A 20,569-nucleotide genomic window follows, 5' to 3' on the forward strand; every position below is an offset into this window, starting at 1 on the left:
CCTGGTTGACGAAGGCGAGCGTAATCAGTAATATACGCCCGTCTTCGCGACACGTGGGGCCTTAGCTCAGCTGGGAGAGCGCAACACTGGCAGTGTTGAGGTCAGCGGTTCGATCCCGCTAGGCTCCACCAATCTTGACGTCGTCATACGCGAAGCGCGCTTGAAACGTCCCATTCGTCTAGTGGTCCAGGACACCGCCCTTTCACGGCGGTAACAGGGGTTCGAACCCCCTATGGGACGCCATCATCATTCAGCATTATCCCTTCCTTAATTTGGCAGTGCTATAAAGCTCACTTCATGTGCTTACCCACGGCTATGTCTCGCTGTTTTACAACCCCCGTTATGCGCTGAAAATCCGCTGATTTAGGGTATTTTGTACTTGACTTGTCCACTTTTACGTTTTTCTGAGACAGGTTGTGCACAACCCTGCGATGCGCGTGCGCTAAATCATTGTTTTATCATTATCTGTTTAAAAACAGTAGCTTACGTAAGGTTAAAAAATGACCAATTTAAGACGTCCCCGCTAATCATGGCGATTGTGGGACGTTTTCTAGTGGTTGTGAACAGGGTTATCCACAGATAGTGTGGAAAACCCTGTTGGGGTTAATAGCGGGGTGAAAAGTCAAGCATCTATTGCGCTTTACGCAGACGTTTTAGCAGCGATGAGGTGTCCCAACGGCCGCCACCGAGTCGTTGTACATCGGCATAAAATTGGTCCACCAGAGCGGTCACCGGCAAGGTGGCGTCAAAGTGGCGTGCCTGGGCTAGACAAATAGCCAGGTCCTTGCGCATCCAGTTCACCGCGAAGCCATGTTGATACTCATCGGCAATCATCGTTTTGTGACGATTTTCCATTTGCCATGAACCTGCGGCGCCTTTGGATACCACATCGATGACCTGTTGCTGATCAAGCCCGGCCTGCTCGGCAAAATGCAAGCCCTCGGCCAGGCCCTGGACCAGCCCCGCGATGCAGATCTGGTTGACCATCTTGGTCAGTTGCCCGCTACTGGCGCTGCCCATCAACGTCACCGCGCGAGCGTAATGGGCAAGCAGCGGTTCGACCGTATCGAAGTGCGCTTGCTGGCCACCACACATGATGGTCAGCCCACCATTTTCTGCCCCTTGCTGGCCGCCTGAAACGGGGGCGTCGAGAAAGGCGATGCCCTGCTGGCGGCAGGCGGCATCAAGCTCCAGGGCGAGGTCCGCCGATGCAGTGGTGTGATCAACCAGAAAGCTGCCGCTCGTCATGCCGTGGAGCACGCCGTTTTCCCCGGTTGTCACTTGCCTCACATCGTCATCGTTGCCAACGCACACCAGGACAAGGTCAGCGCCTTCGGCGGCTTCGCGGGGTGTGGCATGGGCGCTACCTCCGTATTCGCTTACCCAGGCGTCAGCTTTGCTGCTGGTGCGGTTGTACACGCGTGTGGTGAGACCTTGTTGGGCAAGATGCCCTGCCATGGGATAGCCCATAACGCCTAAACCGATAAATGCGACTGTCTTGATCGTAGCCATAAATCACCTGATTGTTGGTGTGTTGTGAATTAGCGATGGCGGAAATGCAAAAGGCCACCCTGGGGCGGCCTTTGCATGCTCATTTCACTCTGCGTAACGCGGCTTACTTTTTGGGGTAGTCGCGCTGGTCGTGGCCAATGTAAAGCTGGCGAGGACGACCGATCTTGTAGCTTTCGCTGAGCATCTCGTGCCAATGCGAAATCCAGCCGATGGTGCGGGATACCGCAAAGATCACCGTGAACATGTTTCTCGGAATGCCCATGGCTTTCAGGATAATGCCTGAATAGAAATCGACGTTCGGATACAGTTTGCGCTCAATGAAGTACTCATCTTCAAGGGCGATCTGCTCCAGACGCTTGGCGATTTTCAGCTGCGGATCGTCGGCCATGCCGAGCTCGGCCAGCACTTCGTCGCAGGTCTCTTTCATCACCTTGGCGCGCGGGTCGAAGTTGCGATAAACGCGGTGACCAAAGCCCATCAGCTTGAACGGGTCATCTTTATCCTTGGCTTTATCGACAAAGCGCTGAATGTTTTCTTCAGATTCGTCACCGATTTCGTCGAGCATCGCCAGCACGGCTTCGTTGGCACCGCCGTGCGCCGGTCCCCACAGGGCCGCAATGCCAGCGCTGATGCAGGCGTAGGGGTTGGCGCCGGTCGAGCCTGCCAGGCGAACGGTAGAGGTGGACGCGTTTTGCTCGTGATCCGCATGCAGCATGAAGATGCGGTCCATGGCTTTGGCGTATACCGGGTTGATTTTGTACTCTTCACACGGATTGCTGAACATCATGTAGAGGAAGTTCTCTGCGTAGTTCAGCTCGTTGCGTGGATAGTTGAACGGCTGGCCGATGTTGTACTTGTACGACATCGCAGCGATCGTCGGCATCTTGGCGATCAGGCGGATAGCGCTTATCTCGCGGTCTTCTTCTTTGGTGATGTCCATGTGGTCGTGGTAGAAAGCGGCCAGACCACCAACGACACCACACAGGATCGACATCGGATGCGCATCGCGACGAAATCCTTTGAAGAAGTTGTTGATCTGATCGTGAACCATGGTGTGGTTACGAATGCGCGACGCAAAGGCTTCGTATTGCTTGTCGTCAGGCAGATCACCAAAAAGCAGGGTGTAGCAAAGTTCTACGAAATTGGACTCTTTCGCCAGTTGGTCAATGGGGTAGCCGCGGTGCAGCAGTACGCCCTTGCCGCCATCGATATAGGTAATGGCAGACTGGCAGGAAGAGGTGGCCATGAAGCCTGGGTCGTAGGTGAACAGGCCCTCGGCACCCAAGGCGCGAACGTCGATAACGTCTGGGCCAAGTGAGCCGGAGTACATTGGTAGTTCGATCGTTTTATCTAGACCGTCTACCGTTAATGTTGCTTTCCTGTCAGCCATGCTGGCCTCCTTTCGAGTTCGGGTTGGGACGTAAAGTCGGTGCTGCGCATACCGCGCCGGCGAAAAGGCTTGCCCACTATAGAAGCGTGCGTCATTTTGTCAATTAGCCCTATCGCTAGGTATGCTTGTACAGTGTGTCTTGTCTTGGTTAATGATTGTCCATGGTTGATGCGTCGCTTTGAGCGGAAAATGCTATCACAGGGATAATACGTTAACCTGCTTACTAACGAGCTTGCTTACCGACACTATAGCGATGCTGCGATGCAAAATCGACTCACAATACGGAGTTTTTTCTTGCACAATGGTCGAGTAAAGCCTTAGTTCGGTTTGTCAGCGGGGGCTAAGCTTCTTATAATCTCTGGCGCACGACCGGTAGGCTGGTGGTCGTGCCAGACTTGGCAACGGCCGAGCCCCTTCCAGTAATCACTGCCCGCTCGGGCTATGCCCGACCTGTCGCAGAGCGGGCCAATAAGAGTGTGTATAAGCCGTGAATAGCAAACGACCCGTAAATTTAGACCTGACGACGATACACTTTCCCCTTCCGGCATTGACGTCGATTGCGCACCGCATCACCGGTGTCATCCTTTTTGTTGGCCTCATTTTCGCTTTCTGGGCACTTGGTGAATCACTGTCTTCACCGGCAGGCTTTGATGCTGTGAGCAGTGCCCTGGCCAATAACTTTTTCGCCAAGTTTGTGGCCTGGGGCCTGCTGTCGGCGCTGGCATTCCATTTCGTCGCAGGCATTAAACACCTGCTGATGGATGCCAACATTGGTGTCACGCTCGAGGGTGGTGTGAAAAAAGCGCAGATCACCGTGGTGGTAAGCGCGATTCTGATTATTCTGGCAGGAGTCTGGGTATGGTAACCAACGTCACAAGCTTTGGCCGTAGCGGCCTGTCCGACTGGCTGATGCAACGTTTTTCAGCGGTGGTGCTGGCCATTTACACCGTGTTCATGGTGGCCTACCTGCTGCTTCATCCTGACCTGGATTACTACGCCTGGACCGCGCTGTTCGATCAGACCTGGATGCGGATTTTTTCCCTGCTGGCCTTTATCTCGGTAGCAGCGCACGCCTGGATAGGCCTGTGGACCGTGACGACCGACTATCTTAAATCCACCTTCGTTCGCGTAGGTGCCCAGTCTCTCATCATTCTGGCCATCTTTGTGTACCTGGTGTGGGGCATTCAAATTCTGTGGGGAGCTTGATACATGTCTAACCTACGTAGCCTGACCTTTGACGCCATTATCATCGGTGGCGGTGGCTCTGGCCTGCGCGCTGCTCTAGAGCTTGCGAAATCCGGTAAGAAGACAGCCGTATTGTCGAAAGTGTTCCCAACGCGTTCCCACACAGTTTCTGCCCAGGGCGGGATCACCTGTGCCATCGCGTCTTCCGACCCGGATGACGATTGGCGCTGGCACATGTATGACACCGTCAAGGGCGGCGACTATATCGCTGACCAGGATGCCTCGGAGTACATGTGTTCTGAGGGCCCGAAAGCGGTCTTCGAGCTTGAGCACATGGGCCTGCCGTTCTCGCGCTTCGATAACGGCCGCATTTACCAGCGCCCGTTCGGCGGCCAGTCAAAAAACTTCGGTGAAGGTGGCCAGGCCGCACGTACCTGCGCCGCGGCCGACCGTACCGGCCACGCGCTGCTGCATACGCTGTACCAGAACAACCTCAAGAACAACACGACGTTCTTGAACGAGTGGTACGCGGTGGATCTGGTCAAGAATAGTGAAGGCGATGTGGTGGGCTGTATCGCCATGTGCATCGAGACCGGCGAAGTGGTTCACGTCAAATCGAAAGCCACGGTGCTGGCGACCGGCGGTGCAGGCCGTATCTACGCCTCGACCACCAACGCCCTGATCAACACCGGCGACGGTATCGGCATGGCGCTGCGCGCCGGCTTCCCGATGCAGGACATGGAAATGTGGCAGTTCCACCCCACCGGTATTTACGGGGCGGGTACGTTGGTCACCGAAGGTTGCCGTGGTGAGGGCGGTTACCTGATCAACAAGGATGGCGAGCGCTTCATGGAGCGTTACGCGCCAAACGCCAAAGACCTGGCGGGCCGCGACGTTGTGGCACGTTCCATGGTCATGGAAATTCTGGAAGGTCGTGGCTGCGGCGAGAACGGCGATCACGTCTTTCTGAAGCTTGACCACCTGGGCGAAGAGGTCCTTGGCAAGCGCCTGCCGGGTATCGTCGAGCTGTCCAAGACGTTTGCCCACGTCGATCCTGCGAAAGATCCGATTCCGGTCGTGCCGACCTGTCACTACATGATGGGTGGTATTCCGACCAACATTCATGGCCAGGCGATCACTCAGGACGAAAGCGGCAAAGACCATATCGTGAATGGCCTGTACGCCTGCGGTGAAGCGGCGTGCGTATCGGTTCACGGGGCCAACCGTCTGGGCGGTAACTCACTGCTCGATCTGGTGGTCTTCGGTCGTGCCGCGGGCATGTTTATCGAAGGCGCGCTAAACGAAGGTATCGAGTATCTCGACGCGTCCGAATCGGACGTCGAGTTTGCCATGAAGCGCATCACTCGCTGGAACGAGTCGGAGGGTGGCGAAAGCATCCCGGCGCTGAAGGCAGAGCTTCAAGACATCATGCAGACGTCTTTCGGTGTTTTCCGCGAAGAGAAAAACATGCAGGAAGGGGTCAAGAAGCTGGAAGAACTTCGCAGCCGTATTGCGAACGCCCACCTGCCTGACAAATCCAATGCGTTCAACACTGCACGCGTGGAAGCCCTGGAACTCGATAACCTGATGGAAGTGGCCGAAGCGACGGCGATCGCGGCCCTTGAGCGTAAAGAAAGCCGTGGTGCGCACTCGCGCTACGACTACCCTGACCGTGATGATGTCAACTGGCTGAAGCACTCGCTCTACTTCCCGATGTCCAAAGAACTGAAGAAGCGCGACGTCAACTTCAAGCCGAAAACCGTTGATACGTTCGAGCCCAAGGTTCGTACCTACTAATCTCTGCAACGAGAGGGAGTCACCATGTCCAATCTTCAGGTATCCATATACCGCTATAACCCGGAAACCGACTCCGCACCCTATATGCAGGAGTTTCAGGTCGATACCAAGGGTCGCGATGTAATGGTGCTGGATGTTCTTCATATGATGAAGGAGCAAGACAGCGGTCTGGCGTTTCGCCGTAGCTGCCGCGAAGGGGTTTGCGGCTCAGACGGCATGAACATGAACGGCAAGAATGGTCTGGCCTGTATTACACCGTTGTCGGAAGTTGTGAAAGGCAACAAGCTGACCCTGCGTCCGCTGCCCGGCTTGCCGGTCATTCGCGATATGGTCGTCGATATGGGGCTGTTCTATAAGCAGTACGAGCGTATTCAGCCGTACCTGCAGAATGACACCCCCGCACCGGCGATCGAGCGCCTGCAGTCGCCGGAAGAGCGCGACAAGCTGGACGGCCTGTACGAGTGCATTCTGTGCGCTTGCTGCTCAACCTCGTGCCCGTCTTTCTGGTGGAACCCGGACAAGTTTGTCGGCCCGGCAGGCCTGCTGCAGTCGTATCGCTTCCTCGCGGATTCGCGGGATACGGCGACCAGCGAGCGCTTGACCGATCTGGAAGATCCGTTTTCCGTGTTCCGCTGCCGCGGCATCATGAACTGTGTGGCGGTGTGTCCGAAAGGGCTGAACCCCACGCGGGCGATCGGCAAGATTCGTGAGATGCTGCTGGCAGATGCCACGTAAAATAAGGGGCTTTTATGCATAAAAAGCGGATACCACTTAAGTTGCGCACAAATGGTACTTAAATCGTGGCGCTTCGCTTGTTATCATAGTGCCTGTCATCTGGTGCGGCGACGCGTCGCACCAGATGACCAGTCAAGTTTAAAAGCCGGTGCCGAGAGTACCGGCTTTTGAGCATGAACTGACAAGAAATTGAATTGAAAAGGGTTTCCGGCCTCTGGTCGGTGCCGCCGGCAAATGTCCCGCCCCGCCGGCAGGGCAATACCGATGTCGCCGCGGTGACGCGACGATGCCGATACCACCCCATCAGTGCAGGGTGACCAAGAAATGCAACAAGGCATAATGGAGTTGATGTGGCGTTCCTCTCACGTTAGTGGTGGCAACGCTCACTACGTGGAAGCGCTTTACGAGCAGTACCTCGCCGATCCTGAATCTGTCCCTGACGAGTGGCGCAACTATTTTGACCAGTTGCCTCGCCCGGAGGGCAGTGCCTCTCACGATGTTCCGCTAAGTCCTATTCGTGATCAGTTCTATCAGTTGGGCCGTGAAAATCGCCCTGCCCGGGCTGCCGCTGAAAGTGGCGAAAACAAGAAGCAGGTGAAAGTCCTGCAGCTGATCAACGCTTACCGCTTTCGTGGTCATCAAAAGGCTAATATCGACCCGCTGGGCCTGCGTAATCCCACCCCCGTTCCCGATCTCGACCTTTCTTTCCACCAGCTTTCAAAAGCTGACCTGGACACCGAGTTTCAGACTGGTTCTTTCTTTCTAGGTATCGACAAGGCGCCATTGCGCGATATCGTCGATGCCCTGGATCGTACCTACTGTCGCTCGATTGGCTGCGAGATCATGCACATTGTCGATACCGAGGAAAAACGCTGGCTACAGCGGCGTTTCGAATCGGTACGCAGTGCACCCAAGTTCAGCGATGACGTGCGCAAGCACGTGCTGGAACGTCTGACGGCGGCCGAAGGCCTGGAAAACTACCTGGCGTCCAAGTATCCGGGTACCAAGCGCTTCGGCCTGGAAGGCGGCGAAGTCTTTGTACCGATGATGGACGAACTTATCCAGCGGGCAGGCGGTTACGGCACTAAAGAAGTCGTGATTGGCATGGCCCACCGCGGGCGACTCAACCTGCTGGTCAACATCCTGGGTAAAAATCCGGCTGACTTGATCGATGAGTTCGACGGCAAGAAAGTCATCGAGCGTGGTTCGGGCGACGTCAAGTATCACCAGGGCTTTAGCTCGAATGTCATGTCGCCAGGCGGCGAAGTCCACCTGGCCATGTCGTTCAACCCGTCGCATCTGGAAATCGTCGCGCCCGTTGTCGAAGGCTCGGTGCGTGCCCGTCAGGACCGTCGTAACGACGAAGAGGGCAGTAAGGTCCTGCCCATCAACGTCCATGGCGACGCGGCCTTTGCCGGTCAGGGCGTGGTCATGGAGACATTCCAGATGTCCCAGACCCGCGCCTACAAGACCGGCGGCACGGTTCACATCGTCATCAACAACCAGGTGGGCTTTACCACGTCCCACCCGCAGGATTCGCGCTCCACAGAATACTGTACTGATATCGCCAAGATGGTACAGGCGCCGATTTTCCACGTTAACGGCGATGATGCGGACGCGGTTCTTCACGCGACTCAGGTGGCGCTGGACTATCGGCAGGAGTTCAAGAAAGACGTGGTCATCGATCTCGTCTGCTATCGTCGGCGCGGCCATAACGAAGCCGACGAGCCGTCCGGTACCCAGCCGATGATGTACTCGAAGATCAAGGACCATCCTTCTTCGCGTACCTTATATGCCAAGCGTCTGGTCGAGCAGGGCGTTTTGTCTGAAGAAGACGCCAAGGCGATGATTGAAACCTACCGCGATGACCTGGTGGCCGGTAACCACGTGGCCAATGCGCTGGTTCAGGAGCCCAACAAGTCCTTGTTCGTCGACTGGACGCCTTACCTCGGCCATGAGTGGACCGGCAATGCCGATACCACCTTCGACATGAAGCGGCTGCAGCAGCTGGCGGCGAAAATGTGCGAGATCCCGGACGGGGTCGATGTACAGCGTCAGGTTGCCAAGATTTACGAAGATCGCCGCAAGATGCAGGCCGGTGGCATGGGGCTCAACTGGGGGTTTGCCGAAACGCTGGCTTATGCCACCTTGATTGATCAGGGGCACCCGGTGCGCATTACCGGTCAGGATGTCGGCCGCGGCACTTTCTCTCACCGCCATGCGGTCGTGCACAATCAGAAAGATGGCACCACCTTCGTGCCGTTGCAGAATCTGTCGGACGGTCAGCCACGCTTTACCATCCACGACTCCATTCTGTCGGAAGAAGCCGTGTTGGCCTTTGAATACGGTTACTCGACCACGGCTCCCAATGATCTGGTCATCTGGGAAGCCCAGTTCGGTGACTTCTTCAACGGCGCGCAAGTCGTGGTGGATCAGTTCATTTCCTCGGGTGAGACCAAATGGGGCCGCTTATGCGGTTTAACCATGCTCCTGCCCCATGGTTATGAAGGTCAGGGTCCCGAGCACTCCTCCGCCCGTCTGGAACGTTTCCTGCAGATGTGTGCCGAGCACAATATGCAGGTGTGTGTGCCGACCACCCCCGCGCAGATTTATCACTTGCTGCGTCGTCAGGTGATTCGCCCGTTGCGCAAGCCGCTGGTGGTGATGTCACCCAAATCGCTTCTGCGTCACAAGCAGGCGGTTTCCAGCCTTGAAGACCTGGCTCATGGCAAGTTCCATATGGTGCTGGCAGACCAGGCCGAGCTGACCGCTGAGAAGGTGAAGCGCGTGATCCTGTGTGCGGGCAAGGTTTACTATGATCTTGTGAATTGGCGTGCTGAGAACGAGCGCCACGATACGGCGATCCTGCGTCTTGAGCAGCTCTACCCCTTCCCTAAAGAAGAGCTTCTTGAAGCCCTTCAGGCATATACCCAGTTGGAAGACATTGTCTGGTGCCAGGAAGAGCCGTTGAACCAGGGTGCCTGGTACTCAAGTCAGCACCATATGCGTTCCGTGGCCGACATGCTGAAAGATGGCCTGGGACGTGAGTTGAAATTCGCAGGACGCCCGGCCTCTGCTGCTCCGGCAGCGGGCTATATGTCCGTCCATACTGAACAGCAGCGCCAGCTGGTGGAAGACGCGTTTAATCTTTAAGCGCCCACCGGATTTAGAGAACACATAAGGGAAACGACATGGCTACCGAGATCAAAGCGCCAACCTTTCCGGAATCCGTTGCCGAAGGCACCGTCGCCGCTTGGCATAAGAAGCCGGGTGACAGCGTTGAGCGTGACGAGCTGATCGTCGAGATCGAAACCGACAAAGTGGTGCTCGAAGTCGTCGCACCGGAAGCGGGTACGCTAACCGACGTGATGGCCGACGAAGGCGATACCGTCGAGTCCGAGCAGGTGCTGGGCAAAATCGGCGAAGGCGAAGCCTCCGGCGATAGCAGCAAGAAAGAAGCCAAATCTTCTGGCGATGACAGCGCTGAAAAGGCATCTGAAGACAAGTCATCAGACGACAAGCAAGACGCTCCCAAAAAAGCCAGCGGTGGCGGCAAGCAGCATGAGGTGAAAGCGCCAAGCTTCCCCGAATCGGTCCAGGAAGGCACGGTCGCGACCTGGCACAAGAAAGTCGGCGAAGCGGTCAAGCGCGATGAAGTGCTGGCGGATATCGAAACCGACAAGGTCGTGCTTGAAGTTGTTGCCCCGGCCGATGGTGCGCTGTCCGAGATCAAGGCCGAAGAAGGCAGCCAGGTTGAATCAGAGGCCGTGCTTGCGACCTTCACCGAAGGTGCCGGTGGCGAAAGCAGCGGCGGCGATGACGCCAAACCGGCCAAGGATGAAAGCAGCGACGACGACGGCGGCGATGAAAAAGTCGGTGACAAGATCCTCGCACCGGCTGCTCGCAAGATGGTAGCGGAGCACGACCTGGACGTCGCCAAGATCGAAGGCACCGGCAAGGGCGGCCGCATTCTGAAAGAGGATGTGCAGAAAGCGGTGAAATCAGGTTCTGCCAAGAAAGCGTCCGGCGGCGCTGCAGCGCCAAAAGGTGCTGCGGCCGCTGCGACGACCACCGCGGTAGAGGGTGAGCGGCCAGAAAAACGTGTTCCGATGAGCCGTCTGCGTCAAACCATCGCCAAGCGCCTGGTAGAGGCCCAGCAAACGGCTGCCATGCTGACCACTTACAACGAAGTGGACATGACAGCCGTGATGGAGTTGCGTGCGCAGTACAAGGACACCTTCCTGAAGGCGCACGATACCAAACTTGGTTTCATGGGCTTTTTCGTCAAGGCCGCTTCCGAGGCGCTCAAGCGCTTCCCGGACGTCAACGCCTCCATCGACGGTACCGACATCGTTTATCATGGCTACCAGGATATCGGCGTTGCCGTGTCCACGCCGCGTGGCCTGGTCGTGCCGGTACTGCGCGACACCGACAGCATGAAAATCGCCGATGTCGAGAAGACGATCGTCGACTTCGGTAAGCGTGCCCGTGACGGTAAGCTCGGCATCGATGAAATGCAGGGCGGTACCTTTACGATCACCAACGGCGGTATCTTCGGCTCGCTGATGTCGACCCCGATCATCAATCCGCCGCAAACCGCCATCCTGGGGATGCACAAGATTCAAGAACGCCCCATGGCGGTCAATGGCAAGGTCGAGATTCGCCCCATGATGTACTTGGCGGTTTCCTATGATCACCGCATGATCGACGGCAAAGACGCCGTGCAATTCCTGGTGACCATCAAAGAGCTGCTGGAAGATCCCGCACGCCTGTTGCTGGACGTGTAAGGGTCACAACGACCTGTCACATACTCACGTTCAATTGCACTCTGCCTTCTGCCCCAAAAGGGAGAAGGCACCCAAGCTAAAGGAGCCAACATGGCTGACAAGTTTGATGTGATCGTTATCGGTGCCGGCCCCGGTGGTTATGTCGCTGCCATCCGTGCGGCGCAACTCGGGCTGAAAACCGCCTGTGTCGAAAAGTGGATCGGCAAGGAAGGCAACGTCGTGCACGGCGGTACCTGCCTGAACGTCGGCTGTATCCCGTCCAAGGCGCTGCTCGAAGCATCGCACAAGTTCGTCGAAGCGAAAGACGATTTCGACGACCTGGGTATCCAGGCCGGTGACGTCACCATGGACGTCAAAAAGATGATGGCGCGCAAGGACAAGATCGTTAAGAACTTGACCGGCGGCATCTCGGGGCTGTTCAAGGCCAACGGCGTCACCGCCATTGATGGTACCGGTAAGGTGATTTCCGCCAAGCAGGTGGAAGTGACCGATAAAGACGGCAAGGCCACCACCTATGACGCCGATAACATCGTCGTGGCGGCAGGCTCTGTACCGGTGGAAATTCCGCCGACCCCGCTGGTCGAAGGACTGGTTGTTGACTCCACCGGTGCACTGGAATTCCAGGAAACTCCCAAGCGTCTTGGCGTGATTGGTGCCGGTATCATTGGCCTAGAACTGGGTAGCGTTTGGAACCGCCTGGGCTCCGAGGTCACCGTGCTCGAAGCCATGGATTCTTTCCTGCCCATGGTCGACGGTGCTATCGGTAAAGAAACCCAGAAGCTGCTCAAGAAACAGGGCCTGGACATCAAACTGGGCGCTCGCGTCACCGGCTCGGAAACCAACGGCGAAGAAGTGACCGTCAAGTACACCGACGCTGACGGCGAGCAGGAAATGACCTTCGACAAGCTGATCGTCTGTGTCGGTCGTCGTCCTTATACCAAGGGCGTCATTGACGACGGTGTCAGCGTCGAGCTGGACGAACGCGGCTTTATCTTCGTCGACGACCAGTGCCGTACCAATGTCCCGGGCGTTTACGCCATTGGCGATTGCGTGCGTGGCCCGATGCTGGCGCACAAGGCCTCGGAAGAAGGCATCATGGTGGCAGATATCATCGCGGGCCATAAGGCCGAGATGAACTACGACGCCATTCCCAACGTTATCTACACCTTCCCGGAAGTCGCGTGGGTGGGGATTACCGAGGAAGAAGCCAAAGCCAAGGGTATCAACGTCAAGACCGGTAGTTTCCCCTTCGCGGCAAGTGGCCGGGCGATGGCCAACAACGCCACAGAGGGCAATGCCAAGATCATCGCCGATGCGGAAACCGACCGCATTCTGGGCATGCACATCGTTGGCCAGCACGCCGGTGAGATGATTGCCCAGGGCGTGATTGCCATGGAATTCGGTTCCAGTGCCGAAGACCTGGCGCTGACTTGCTACGCTCACCCGACCATGTCGGAAGCGGTGCATGAAGCGGCGCTCGCGGTTGAAGGCCACGCGATCCACATGGCCAACCGTAAAAAGCGTAAGTAAATTACGCCGTAACAAAAAAGCGCCACCCCAGGGTGGCGCAACGCTTTCGGCCATGTCTTTTCGACGCGGTTTGAAAAACAGAGATCGAAAGCACGGGGATGACAGTTCTTTCAAGGAAACTGATCATCGTTCGAGTCACATGCAACCAATGGCATGAATCGATGAACCTTCACGAGTATCAAGGTAAACAGCTGTTTGCCGATTATGGTCTACCCGTGTCCAAGAGCTTTGCTGTGGACACTCCCGAAGAAGCTGAAGACGCATGTAAAAAGATCGGCGGCGACATGTGGGTGGTTAAAGCCCAGGTGCACGCAGGTGGTCGTGGTAAAGCGGGTGGCGTAAAGCTGATTAAAGACCCGGCTGATGCCAAGGCGTTTGCCGAGCAGTGGCTGGGCAAAAACCTGGTGACCTTCCAGACCGACGAGCACGGCCAGCCAGTTTCCAAGATTCTTATCGAGACCTGCACTGATATCGCCGATGAGCTGTATCTGGGTGCCGTTGTCGATCGTACGACCCGCCGCGTGGTCTTCATGGCCTCCACCGAAGGCGGCGTAGAGATCGAGAAAGTCGCCGAAGAAACCCCCGAAAAGATTCTCAGAGCCGAGATCGACCCGCTGGTTGGCGCACAGCCTTACCAGGCGCGTGAGCTGGCCTTTGCACTGGGCCTTTCCGGCGACCAGATCAAGCAGTTCACCAAGATTTTCCTGGGGCTGTCCAAGTTGTTCCACGAGAAAGACCTGGCGCTGCTTGAAATCAACCCGCTGGTCATCACCGACCAAGGCAACTTGCACTGCCTGGACGCCAAGCTTGGCCTCGACAGCAACGCGCTGTACCGTCACCCGGATCTGCAGGCAATGCGTGACCCGTCTCAAGAAGACGAGCGCGAAGCTGAAGCGGCTGCATGGGAACTCAACTATGTGGCGCTGGATGGCAACATCGGCTGCATGGTCAACGGCGCTGGCCTGGCCATGGGTACCATGGACATCGTCAACCTGAACGGTGGCAAGCCGGCCAACTTCCTCGACGTTGGCGGCGGTGCCACCAAAGAGCGCGTTGCAGAAGCCTTCAAGCTGATTCTGTCTGACGACTCCGTCAAGGCCGTACTGGTGAACATCTTCGGCGGCATCGTCCGTTGCGACATGATCGCTGAAGGCATCATCGGTGCCGTTGAGCAGGTCGGTGTCAACGTGCCGGTCGTCGTGCGTCTGGAAGGTAACAACGCCGAGCTAGGCACCGAGAAACTCGCGTCTAGCGGTCTCAACATTATCGCGGCTACCAGTCTGACCGACGCGGCTCAGCAGGTCGTTAAAGCGGCGGAGGGCAAATAATGAGCATCCTGATCGACAAGAACACCAAGGTCATCTGCCAAGGCTTTACGGGTGGCCAGGGTACGTTCCACTCCGAGCAGGCGATTGCCTACGGTACGCAGATGGTCGGTGGTGTTACCCCCGGTAAAGGCGGCCAGGAGCACCTGGGTCTGCCCGTTTTCAACACCGTGAAAGAAGCGGTCGCGAAAACCGGCGCTGAAGCCAGCGTGATCTACGTACCGGCACCGTTCTGCAAAGACTCGATCCTTGAAGCGGCCAATGCCGGTATCAAGCTGATTGTGTGCATCACGGAAGGCATTGCCACCCTGGATATGCTCGAAGCCAAGGTGAAGTGCGACGAGCTGGGCGTCCGCCTGATCGGTCCGAACTGCCCGGGTGTTATCACACCGGGCGAGTGCAAGATCGGCATCATGCCGGGCCACATCCACCAGCCGGGTCGTGTCGGCATCGTATCGCGTTCGGGTACTTTGACCTACGAAGCGGTCAAGCAGACCACTGATCATGGCTTTGGTCAGTCCAGCTGTGTCGGCATCGGTGGTGACCCGATCCCGGGCTCCAACTTCATCGACATCCTCGAGATGTTCGAGAAAGACCCGAAAACCGAAGCCATCGTCATGATCGGCGAAATCGGTGGCACGGCGGAAGAAGAAGCGGCGGCTTACATCAAGGCCAACGTTTCCAAGCCCGTGGTTGCCTACATTGCCGGTGTGACAGCACCTCCTGGCAAGCGTATGGGCCACGCGGGCGCGATCATCTCCGGCGGTAAAGGCACCGCTGACGAGAAGTTCTCTGCCCTTGAAGATGCCGGCGTTAAAACCGTGCGCTCCTTGGCGGAAATCGGCGACGCGCTGAAAGCCGTCACTGGCTGGTAAGCGGTTACGTCGCCTGGCGTGTGCAAGTCACGCCTGATATGAAAAAGAGCACCTACGGGTGCTCTTTTTTTGCCTCTGGGACGGGCCCATCGATTGAGGGGCTGCGCCTGAACAAGCGGAATCCATAGCTCAGGAAAAACGGTGCGCCAGCGGCCAAATAGAGATGGTAGCTGATGAGGCGCCATATCAATACCGCAGCGGCGGCCTGCTCGGCGGCCATTAACGGCAGCAAAAGCGAGCCAACCCCCACCTCGGCTGCCCCGGCGCCACCGGGCAAAAAGCTCAACTGGCTGGCGGCCATGGCCAGCATCTGGGTCAAGAAGGTCCACACCCAATCGACATCGCCCCCCACGCCGAGCACGGCCAGGTAGAGCAGGCTGTAGCGCATCAGCCAATGAGCCGTGGTCAGCAGGAGCATTGCGGCTAGGGTGGTGCGAGGCAGCGACAGCGTTACCTTCAAGGCCTGGCGAAAACCCAGACAACCACGGGCAAGACGTCGGCGTCGGTCGCGACTCAGCCAGGTAAGCCTGAAACGCCTGGCCCGCAATAGCCGGGGTAGCTGATAGACCAGCAGACTGACGAGCGTGGCGCAGGCGACCAGGCCAGCCAGGGCGGATTGCACCAGCGCCTGATGGGGCCAGTTGACGTCGCTGACCAATGACAGAATCACCAGCCCGCCGAGCATACTGAGAAAGAACAGCATGTCGCAGCCCTGGTCGATCAGAAATACCGCGCTGCCTTTGGAGGGAGGAAGACCGCGCTGTGCCAATAGCACGAGTAGCGTGGCGGGGCCGCCACTCCCGCCCGGTGTGGCACACAGGGCAAACTTCGACGCCAGCTCAATACCCAAGGCACCGCGTTGTCCCAGCGGGCCTGCCCGCCCGCCCAGCATCAAGCGTAGCCGTGCGGCGTTCAGGTTCCAGCACAGGCAAGCGAGGAACAGCATCAGCAGCAGTATGCCAAGCGGAAACTGTCGGACGCGCTGCCAGGCGTCACTGCCGCCGATCCAGGCGGTCAGCACTAGGGGTAACCCCAATGCCAGCACGATCATGGCGACTTGCAGGGGCCGCCAGCGCCACCAGGCTGAAGGTTTAGCGTGGCTGAAGGAGAGCATTGGGCATAGCGATATCGGTTAAGGTCTCGTAGTGAGCCAGCAGCGAGTGCATCACGCTATCCCAGTTGGCGTAGCGTTCCACATGGCGGCGTGCGTAGCGCCCGCTGGCCGCAATGTCATTGCTGAATAGCGCATCGCAGGCTTCGGCCATGGCGGCGGGATCCAGCGGGCGGCATAAAATGCCGGCGCCGAGGGGAACATTCTCAGCCAGTGCCCCGGCGCGGGCGGCGACCACTGGGGTGCCGCAGGCCATGGCTTCCTGGGCGATCAAACCAAAGGTTTCCCGGGTACCCGCATGCAAGAGGGCATCGCTGCTGGCGAGCGCCTTGGTCACCTCGTGGGCACCGCAACAGCGGTCGACCACGGTGACGTTGGTGGGGACCTGGTGCGGCATCCCTGGGCCCATCAGCAAGAGGTGGTAGTCGTCGCCCAGCCTGCGCATGGTGGCCAGCAGGACATCGATATTCTTTTCCCGGGAGTAGCGGCCGACGAAAATCAGCAGCTTTTTATGCGGTGGAATGCCCATGCTGGCGCGAAAGTCAGCATCGTACTGGTCGGGGTGGAAGTGGTTAACGTCTACCCCCAGAGGCTGCACCCGGACGTGTTCAACGCCCCATTCCCTTAGGCGATCTGCCATGGTCTGGCAGGGGGCCAGCACGCTATCAAACTGGCGATAGAGGTTCGTCACGTAGCGGATCAAGCGCCGACTCACATGCCGCCCGAAACGGTCGCCCATCAAGCGTGGCAAGTCCGAGTGATAAAACCCGACCACGGGGATGCCCAGCCGTTGTCCGGCTTCAAGGGCTGCCCAGGCGGTCACATAGGGGTCACCGGCCTCGATGAGGTCAGGCCGTAAGCCGATCAGCGCATCGCGCCACGGAGCCGCGCGGAGAGGAAAGCGGTAACCCTGCCCAAGGGGTAAACGAAAGGCCGGTAAGGTGTGCTGGTCGCCGAGGCTGTCTCGCTCGGCACCGGGTACCAGCAGGCTTGTGCGCACGCCGGGGTAGCGGGAAAAGACGCGATGCTTGGCCTGTAAATAGGTACGCACGCCGCCGCTGGCGGGTGCATGGAACATGGTCACATCGGCGATGTGCAAGGTAACCTCCGAGCCACATGAATGTCATGAGTTACCTTAACCAATCAATAAGTCAGTTCGACGACAGGGCGATGACTGACATACGCATAAAAAAGCCACGGTCTCGTCAACAGAGACCGTGGCTTAACGTCACCTTGATAGCGTGCTTATCAAGCGACGGGTTTTGCCACCAGCGAGCGGGTTTCTTCACGAGCTTCGGTGAGCACGACGCGAAGACTGTCGCCCAGCTTGTAGCGTTCCTCGCCTTCGATCTGGATACGGCCTTCTTTATCGTCGATCACTACCTTGCTGCGGTCACTGTGCATCAAGGGAGCGGGAACAAAGGCGGTGGCGCCATTTTCGATCAGGCGAACGCGCATGCCGCCTCGGTTGATCGCCATGATCTCGGCGTCAAAGGTGTCCTGGTTCTGCGCGGCGGGCGTCAGGTAGCGCACGTAAAGCCAGTCTTTCACGTCGCGCTCGGCCATACGGTTCAGGCGGCGACGCTCGGTCAGCTGTTCGGTGAGCTGCTGGCTGGCTTCGGCCGGGGCCTGTTCACCCTTCAGCACGCGCTTGATCAGGCGGTGGTTGACCATATCGCCATACTTGCGGATCGGCGAGGTCCAGGTGGCGTAGGCGGCAAGGCCCAGGCCGAAGTGAGGGCCGGGCTGCGCCGACATGCTGGTGAAGCCCTGGAAACGACGCAGGCGGGCATCCAGCCAGGCATCGTCGCGGCTTTCCAGCGCGCGCTTGAGGTCTTTGTAGTGGGCAAGCTCGGTTAACGCCTGCTGGTCAACCTCAATTTCCTGACCCGCCAGGAACTCCTGCGCGGCTTCGGCTTTCTCGGGCTCAAAGGCGCGGTGCACGTTGAAGATACCGTGACCGATGTGCTGGGCGAGGAAATCGGCGCAACAGGCGTTGGCGGCAATCATCGACTCTTCGATCATGCGGTTGGCGATGCGGCGATCCTCGGTGCGAATCCCCAGCACGTTGCCCGCGTCGTCCAGGTCAAAGACATAATCCGGGCGATCCTTGAAGACCAGGGCATGCTCGTTACGCCAGGCGGTTCGCGCTTCGGTTAAATCGCGCAGCGCAGTCAACTGCTCGGCGATGTTATCCGCCGGTGCCCAATCGCCCTGACCGTCGATCCAGTCAGACACCGGATCGTAGGCCAGTTTGGCATTCGATTTCACAGTGGCGGCGAAAAAGCGGTAATCGCCCAGGCTGCCGTCGGCATTGATATCCAGCGTGCAGGCCAGCGCCGGGCGATCCTGGCCTTCCCATAGCGAGCACAGCTCGTCCGACAATTTCTCGGGCAGCATGGTGACGTTCTGGCCGGGCAAATACACCGTAAAGGCGCGGGTGCGCGCTTCCAGATCGGCGGCGTGGCCTTCTTCCACGTAGGCGGTGGGATCGGCGATGGCGACGCTCAACTGCCAGCCGCCTTCAGCGCGCGGCGTGACGTGCAGGGCGTCATCCATATCGCGGGTCTTTTCACCGTCGATGGTAAAGAAGGGCTGTGCGGTAAGGTCCTCGCGGACAAGGCCTTCATCGCGCAGTGGCCAGTCGTCGCCCGCATTGGGAGATGCCTGCTCCAGCGCATGACGGGCAAGCGTGACACGCCATGGCACGGCGGGGTCGTCGGATTTGGCCACTAGCTCGTCAATCTGGCTGAAAAAACCACGATCGTTTTCTTTCAGCGGGTGACGCACCAGGCGGGCGACGACCCAATCGCCATCAGCAATGGTCGACTCATCCAGGCTGTTCTTGATGCGCGCTTTAAGCACGTTACGGATCGAGGGATGATCCGGCACGACGGCAAGGCGGTCTTCGCGCTTTTGCACGCGCGCAATAAAACGGTCGAGCCCCGCTTCGATCAGCTTCTCGGGCTCAAGGGATTTTTTATCGCCGTTCTCGTGAATCACGCCTTCTACGCGGTCACCGTGGAGCACTTGCTTCATGGCGGGGGGCGGCACGAAATAGGAGTCACCGTCATCGGTTTCAAGAAACCCGAAACCTTTCTCGGTAGCCTTGATCACCCCTTCGGCACGTGGGGTGGTATCGCGAATCTGTTGCTTGAGCGACGCAAGCACGGAATTGTTTTGCAGCATGAGGTCAATCAGTTGGCGAAGGATAGGGGGACACTATACGGATTACCGCGGGCCGCGCCAATTGTCGTTGCCGCTGGTCGATCTGGAACACGGTAAGTCAACTACTTACATGCGGTTTGCCGAATCGGGTAAGCTATTGATACATCTTTCGGGAGCGCGCTATGACACCACGGCTAATTGTTTCGGATCTGGATGGAACCCTGCTGGGGAGTGATCACCGGCTGCACGATGAGACGGTTGACGTACTTCGCCAGTTGCATGGTCAGGGGCACCATGTCGCGCTGGCGTCGGGCCGTCATTATCACGATATGCGGGTGTTCCGTGATCAACTGGCGATTCCGGCGCACTTGATCAGTACCAACGGCGCTTATGTGCACGACCCGAACGACACCTTGCTCGCCGCCCATCATGTGGCGCCGGAACATGCACAGGCGCTGATCGATCTTCCGCGCCCGCCTCAGGTACGGCTTAACATTTACCGTGAAAGCGGCTGGCATATCGACGCTGAGGCGCCGCACTTACTGTCACTTCATGCCTCTACCGGCTTTCGCTATGAGGTTGTGCCGCCCACCCAGATGGACACTAACGGTGTAGGCAAAGTGCTTTATCTGGGCGATCCCGCCGCGCTAAAACAACTGGAAGCCCAGGCGCAGGAAGCTCACGGCGACGCACTGCATATTACCTATTCGACGGTCGACTCGCTGGAAATCATGGCCCGCGGCGTCAACAAGGGTGTCGCGCTATCATCACTGCTGGAGCGGTTGGGGTTGACGGCTGCGGACTGTCTGGCCTTTGGCGATAACCTCAACGATACCGAAATGCTGGACCTGGCGGGGGAAGCCCAGGTGATGGCCAACGCCCACCCGGCGCTGTTTGATCGCGTCACCGACGCAGAACGTATTGGCCATCACGGTGAGGCGGCTGTCGCCCGGTGGCTACGCGAGCGCTTTGCGCTGTAACAGGCTACCACCTTAGTCGAGGCTGCCTTGTCACCTGCGTTTGGCTCGCCCATGATCATCTCCTCTTACAAAAATCATCTCTTCTTACAAAAATAGCGTGGGATCAGCCTGCCCCGATGACAACCGCCACCCCGACATCGTCCCCCCCGACCAAGCCCGCCACGCTGTTCGTGG

General features: G+C 58.0%; 15 protein-coding genes and 2 tRNA genes. 12 read left to right on the forward strand and 5 right to left on the reverse strand.

What is annotated here, in order from left to right; all coding sequences use genetic code 11:
- Positions 1–55: 55 nt before the first annotated feature.
- Both ADS46_RS05165 and ADS46_RS05170 read left to right on the forward strand, forming a co-directional pair.
- A tRNA-Ala gene (locus ADS46_RS05165) sits at positions 56–131 on the forward strand.
- 36 nt (positions 132–167) lie between these two features.
- A tRNA-Glu gene (locus ADS46_RS05170) sits at positions 168–243 on the forward strand.
- A gap of 387 nt (positions 244–630) precedes the next feature.
- Here the strand turns inward: ADS46_RS05170 and ADS46_RS05175 are convergent.
- Both ADS46_RS05175 and gltA read right to left on the reverse strand, forming a co-directional pair.
- The gene (locus tag ADS46_RS05175; RefSeq protein WP_066317191.1) at positions 631–1,512 is read right to left on the reverse strand and encodes an NAD(P)-dependent oxidoreductase; all 882 of its coding nucleotides are present in this window, start codon (positions 1,510–1,512) and stop codon (positions 631–633) included.
- 103 nt (positions 1,513–1,615) lie between these two features.
- Positions 1,616–2,902 (reverse strand): citrate synthase, encoded by a 1,287-nt coding sequence (gene gltA, locus ADS46_RS05180; protein ID WP_066317192.1) that lies wholly within the window; start codon positions 2,900–2,902, stop codon positions 1,616–1,618.
- Positions 2,903–3,389: 487 nt separating this feature from the next.
- Here gltA and sdhC point away from each other — a divergent pair, with 487 nt between their 5' ends.
- The 9 genes from sdhC to sucD all read left to right on the forward strand — a co-directional run bounded on the left by sdhC (position 3,390) and on the right by sucD (position 15,136).
- Positions 3,390–3,767, forward strand: a complete 378-nt coding sequence (sdhC, locus tag ADS46_RS05185) for a succinate dehydrogenase, cytochrome b556 subunit (protein ID WP_066317194.1) — start codon at positions 3,390–3,392, stop codon at positions 3,765–3,767.
- Positions 3,761–4,108, forward strand: a complete 348-nt coding sequence (sdhD, locus tag ADS46_RS05190; RefSeq protein ID WP_066317195.1) for a succinate dehydrogenase, hydrophobic membrane anchor protein — start codon at positions 3,761–3,763, stop codon at positions 4,106–4,108. Before sdhC ends, sdhD begins: the two co-directional genes overlap by 7 nt.
- Before the next feature lie 3 nt (positions 4,109–4,111).
- The gene (gene sdhA / locus ADS46_RS05195; RefSeq protein ID WP_066317197.1) at positions 4,112–5,884 is read left to right on the forward strand and encodes a succinate dehydrogenase flavoprotein subunit; all 1,773 of its coding nucleotides are present in this window, start codon (positions 4,112–4,114) and stop codon (positions 5,882–5,884) included.
- A 24-nt stretch (positions 5,885–5,908) separates the two neighbouring features.
- Positions 5,909–6,619 (forward strand): succinate dehydrogenase iron-sulfur subunit, encoded by a 711-nt coding sequence (locus ADS46_RS05200; protein ID WP_066317198.1) that lies wholly within the window; start codon positions 5,909–5,911, stop codon positions 6,617–6,619.
- A 324-nt stretch (positions 6,620–6,943) separates the two neighbouring features.
- Positions 6,944–9,772: a 2-oxoglutarate dehydrogenase E1 component gene (locus tag ADS46_RS05205; protein WP_066317201.1), complete on the forward strand. Its 2,829-nt coding sequence runs from the start codon at positions 6,944–6,946 to the stop codon at positions 9,770–9,772.
- A gap of 38 nt (positions 9,773–9,810) precedes the next feature.
- Positions 9,811–11,406: a 2-oxoglutarate dehydrogenase complex dihydrolipoyllysine-residue succinyltransferase gene (gene odhB / locus ADS46_RS05210; RefSeq protein WP_066317204.1), complete on the forward strand. Its 1,596-nt coding sequence runs from the start codon at positions 9,811–9,813 to the stop codon at positions 11,404–11,406.
- A 90-nt stretch (positions 11,407–11,496) separates the two neighbouring features.
- The gene (gene lpdA, locus ADS46_RS05215; protein WP_066317208.1) at positions 11,497–12,936 is read left to right on the forward strand and encodes a dihydrolipoyl dehydrogenase; all 1,440 of its coding nucleotides are present in this window, start codon (positions 11,497–11,499) and stop codon (positions 12,934–12,936) included.
- Between the two features lie 161 nt (positions 12,937–13,097).
- Positions 13,098–14,264, forward strand: coding sequence for an ADP-forming succinate--CoA ligase subunit beta (gene sucC / locus ADS46_RS05220; protein ID WP_066317210.1), 1,167 nt, complete (start codon positions 13,098–13,100; stop codon positions 14,262–14,264).
- On the forward strand, positions 14,264–15,136 hold the full coding sequence (sucD, locus tag ADS46_RS05225; protein ID WP_066317215.1) for a succinate--CoA ligase subunit alpha: 873 nt from the start codon (positions 14,264–14,266) through the stop codon (positions 15,134–15,136). Before sucC ends, sucD begins: the two co-directional genes overlap by 1 nt.
- A gap of 52 nt (positions 15,137–15,188) precedes the next feature.
- Here the strand turns inward: sucD and ADS46_RS05230 are convergent, their stop codons facing one another.
- From ADS46_RS05230 to ADS46_RS05240, 3 genes are all read right to left on the reverse strand, one after another.
- Positions 15,189–16,250: a lysylphosphatidylglycerol synthase transmembrane domain-containing protein gene (locus tag ADS46_RS05230; RefSeq protein WP_066317218.1), complete on the reverse strand. Its 1,062-nt coding sequence runs from the start codon at positions 16,248–16,250 to the stop codon at positions 15,189–15,191.
- Positions 16,228–17,346, reverse strand: a complete 1,119-nt coding sequence (locus ADS46_RS05235) for a glycosyltransferase family 4 protein (RefSeq protein WP_066317221.1) — start codon at positions 17,344–17,346, stop codon at positions 16,228–16,230. The genes ADS46_RS05230 and ADS46_RS05235 overlap by 23 nt, the downstream gene beginning before the upstream one ends.
- 149 nt (positions 17,347–17,495) lie before the next feature.
- Entirely contained in the window at positions 17,496–19,436 is a 1,941-nt protein-coding gene (locus ADS46_RS05240; RefSeq protein ID WP_066317223.1) for an exoribonuclease II, read from the reverse strand.
- Between the two features lie 161 nt (positions 19,437–19,597).
- On the opposite strand from ADS46_RS05240, the gene ADS46_RS05245 reads away from it, so the two are divergent.
- Positions 19,598–20,395 carry a Cof-type HAD-IIB family hydrolase gene (locus tag ADS46_RS05245; RefSeq protein ID WP_066317224.1) on the forward strand — a complete coding sequence of 266 codons (798 nt, stop codon included), beginning with the start codon at positions 19,598–19,600 and terminating at the stop codon, positions 20,393–20,395.
- The last annotated feature ends 174 nt before the right edge of the window (positions 20,396–20,569 follow it).

Origin of the sequence: Halomonas sp. G11 (genome assembly GCF_001663515.1) — a bacterium.
Lineage (GTDB): Bacteria > Pseudomonadota > Gammaproteobacteria > Pseudomonadales > Halomonadaceae > Vreelandella.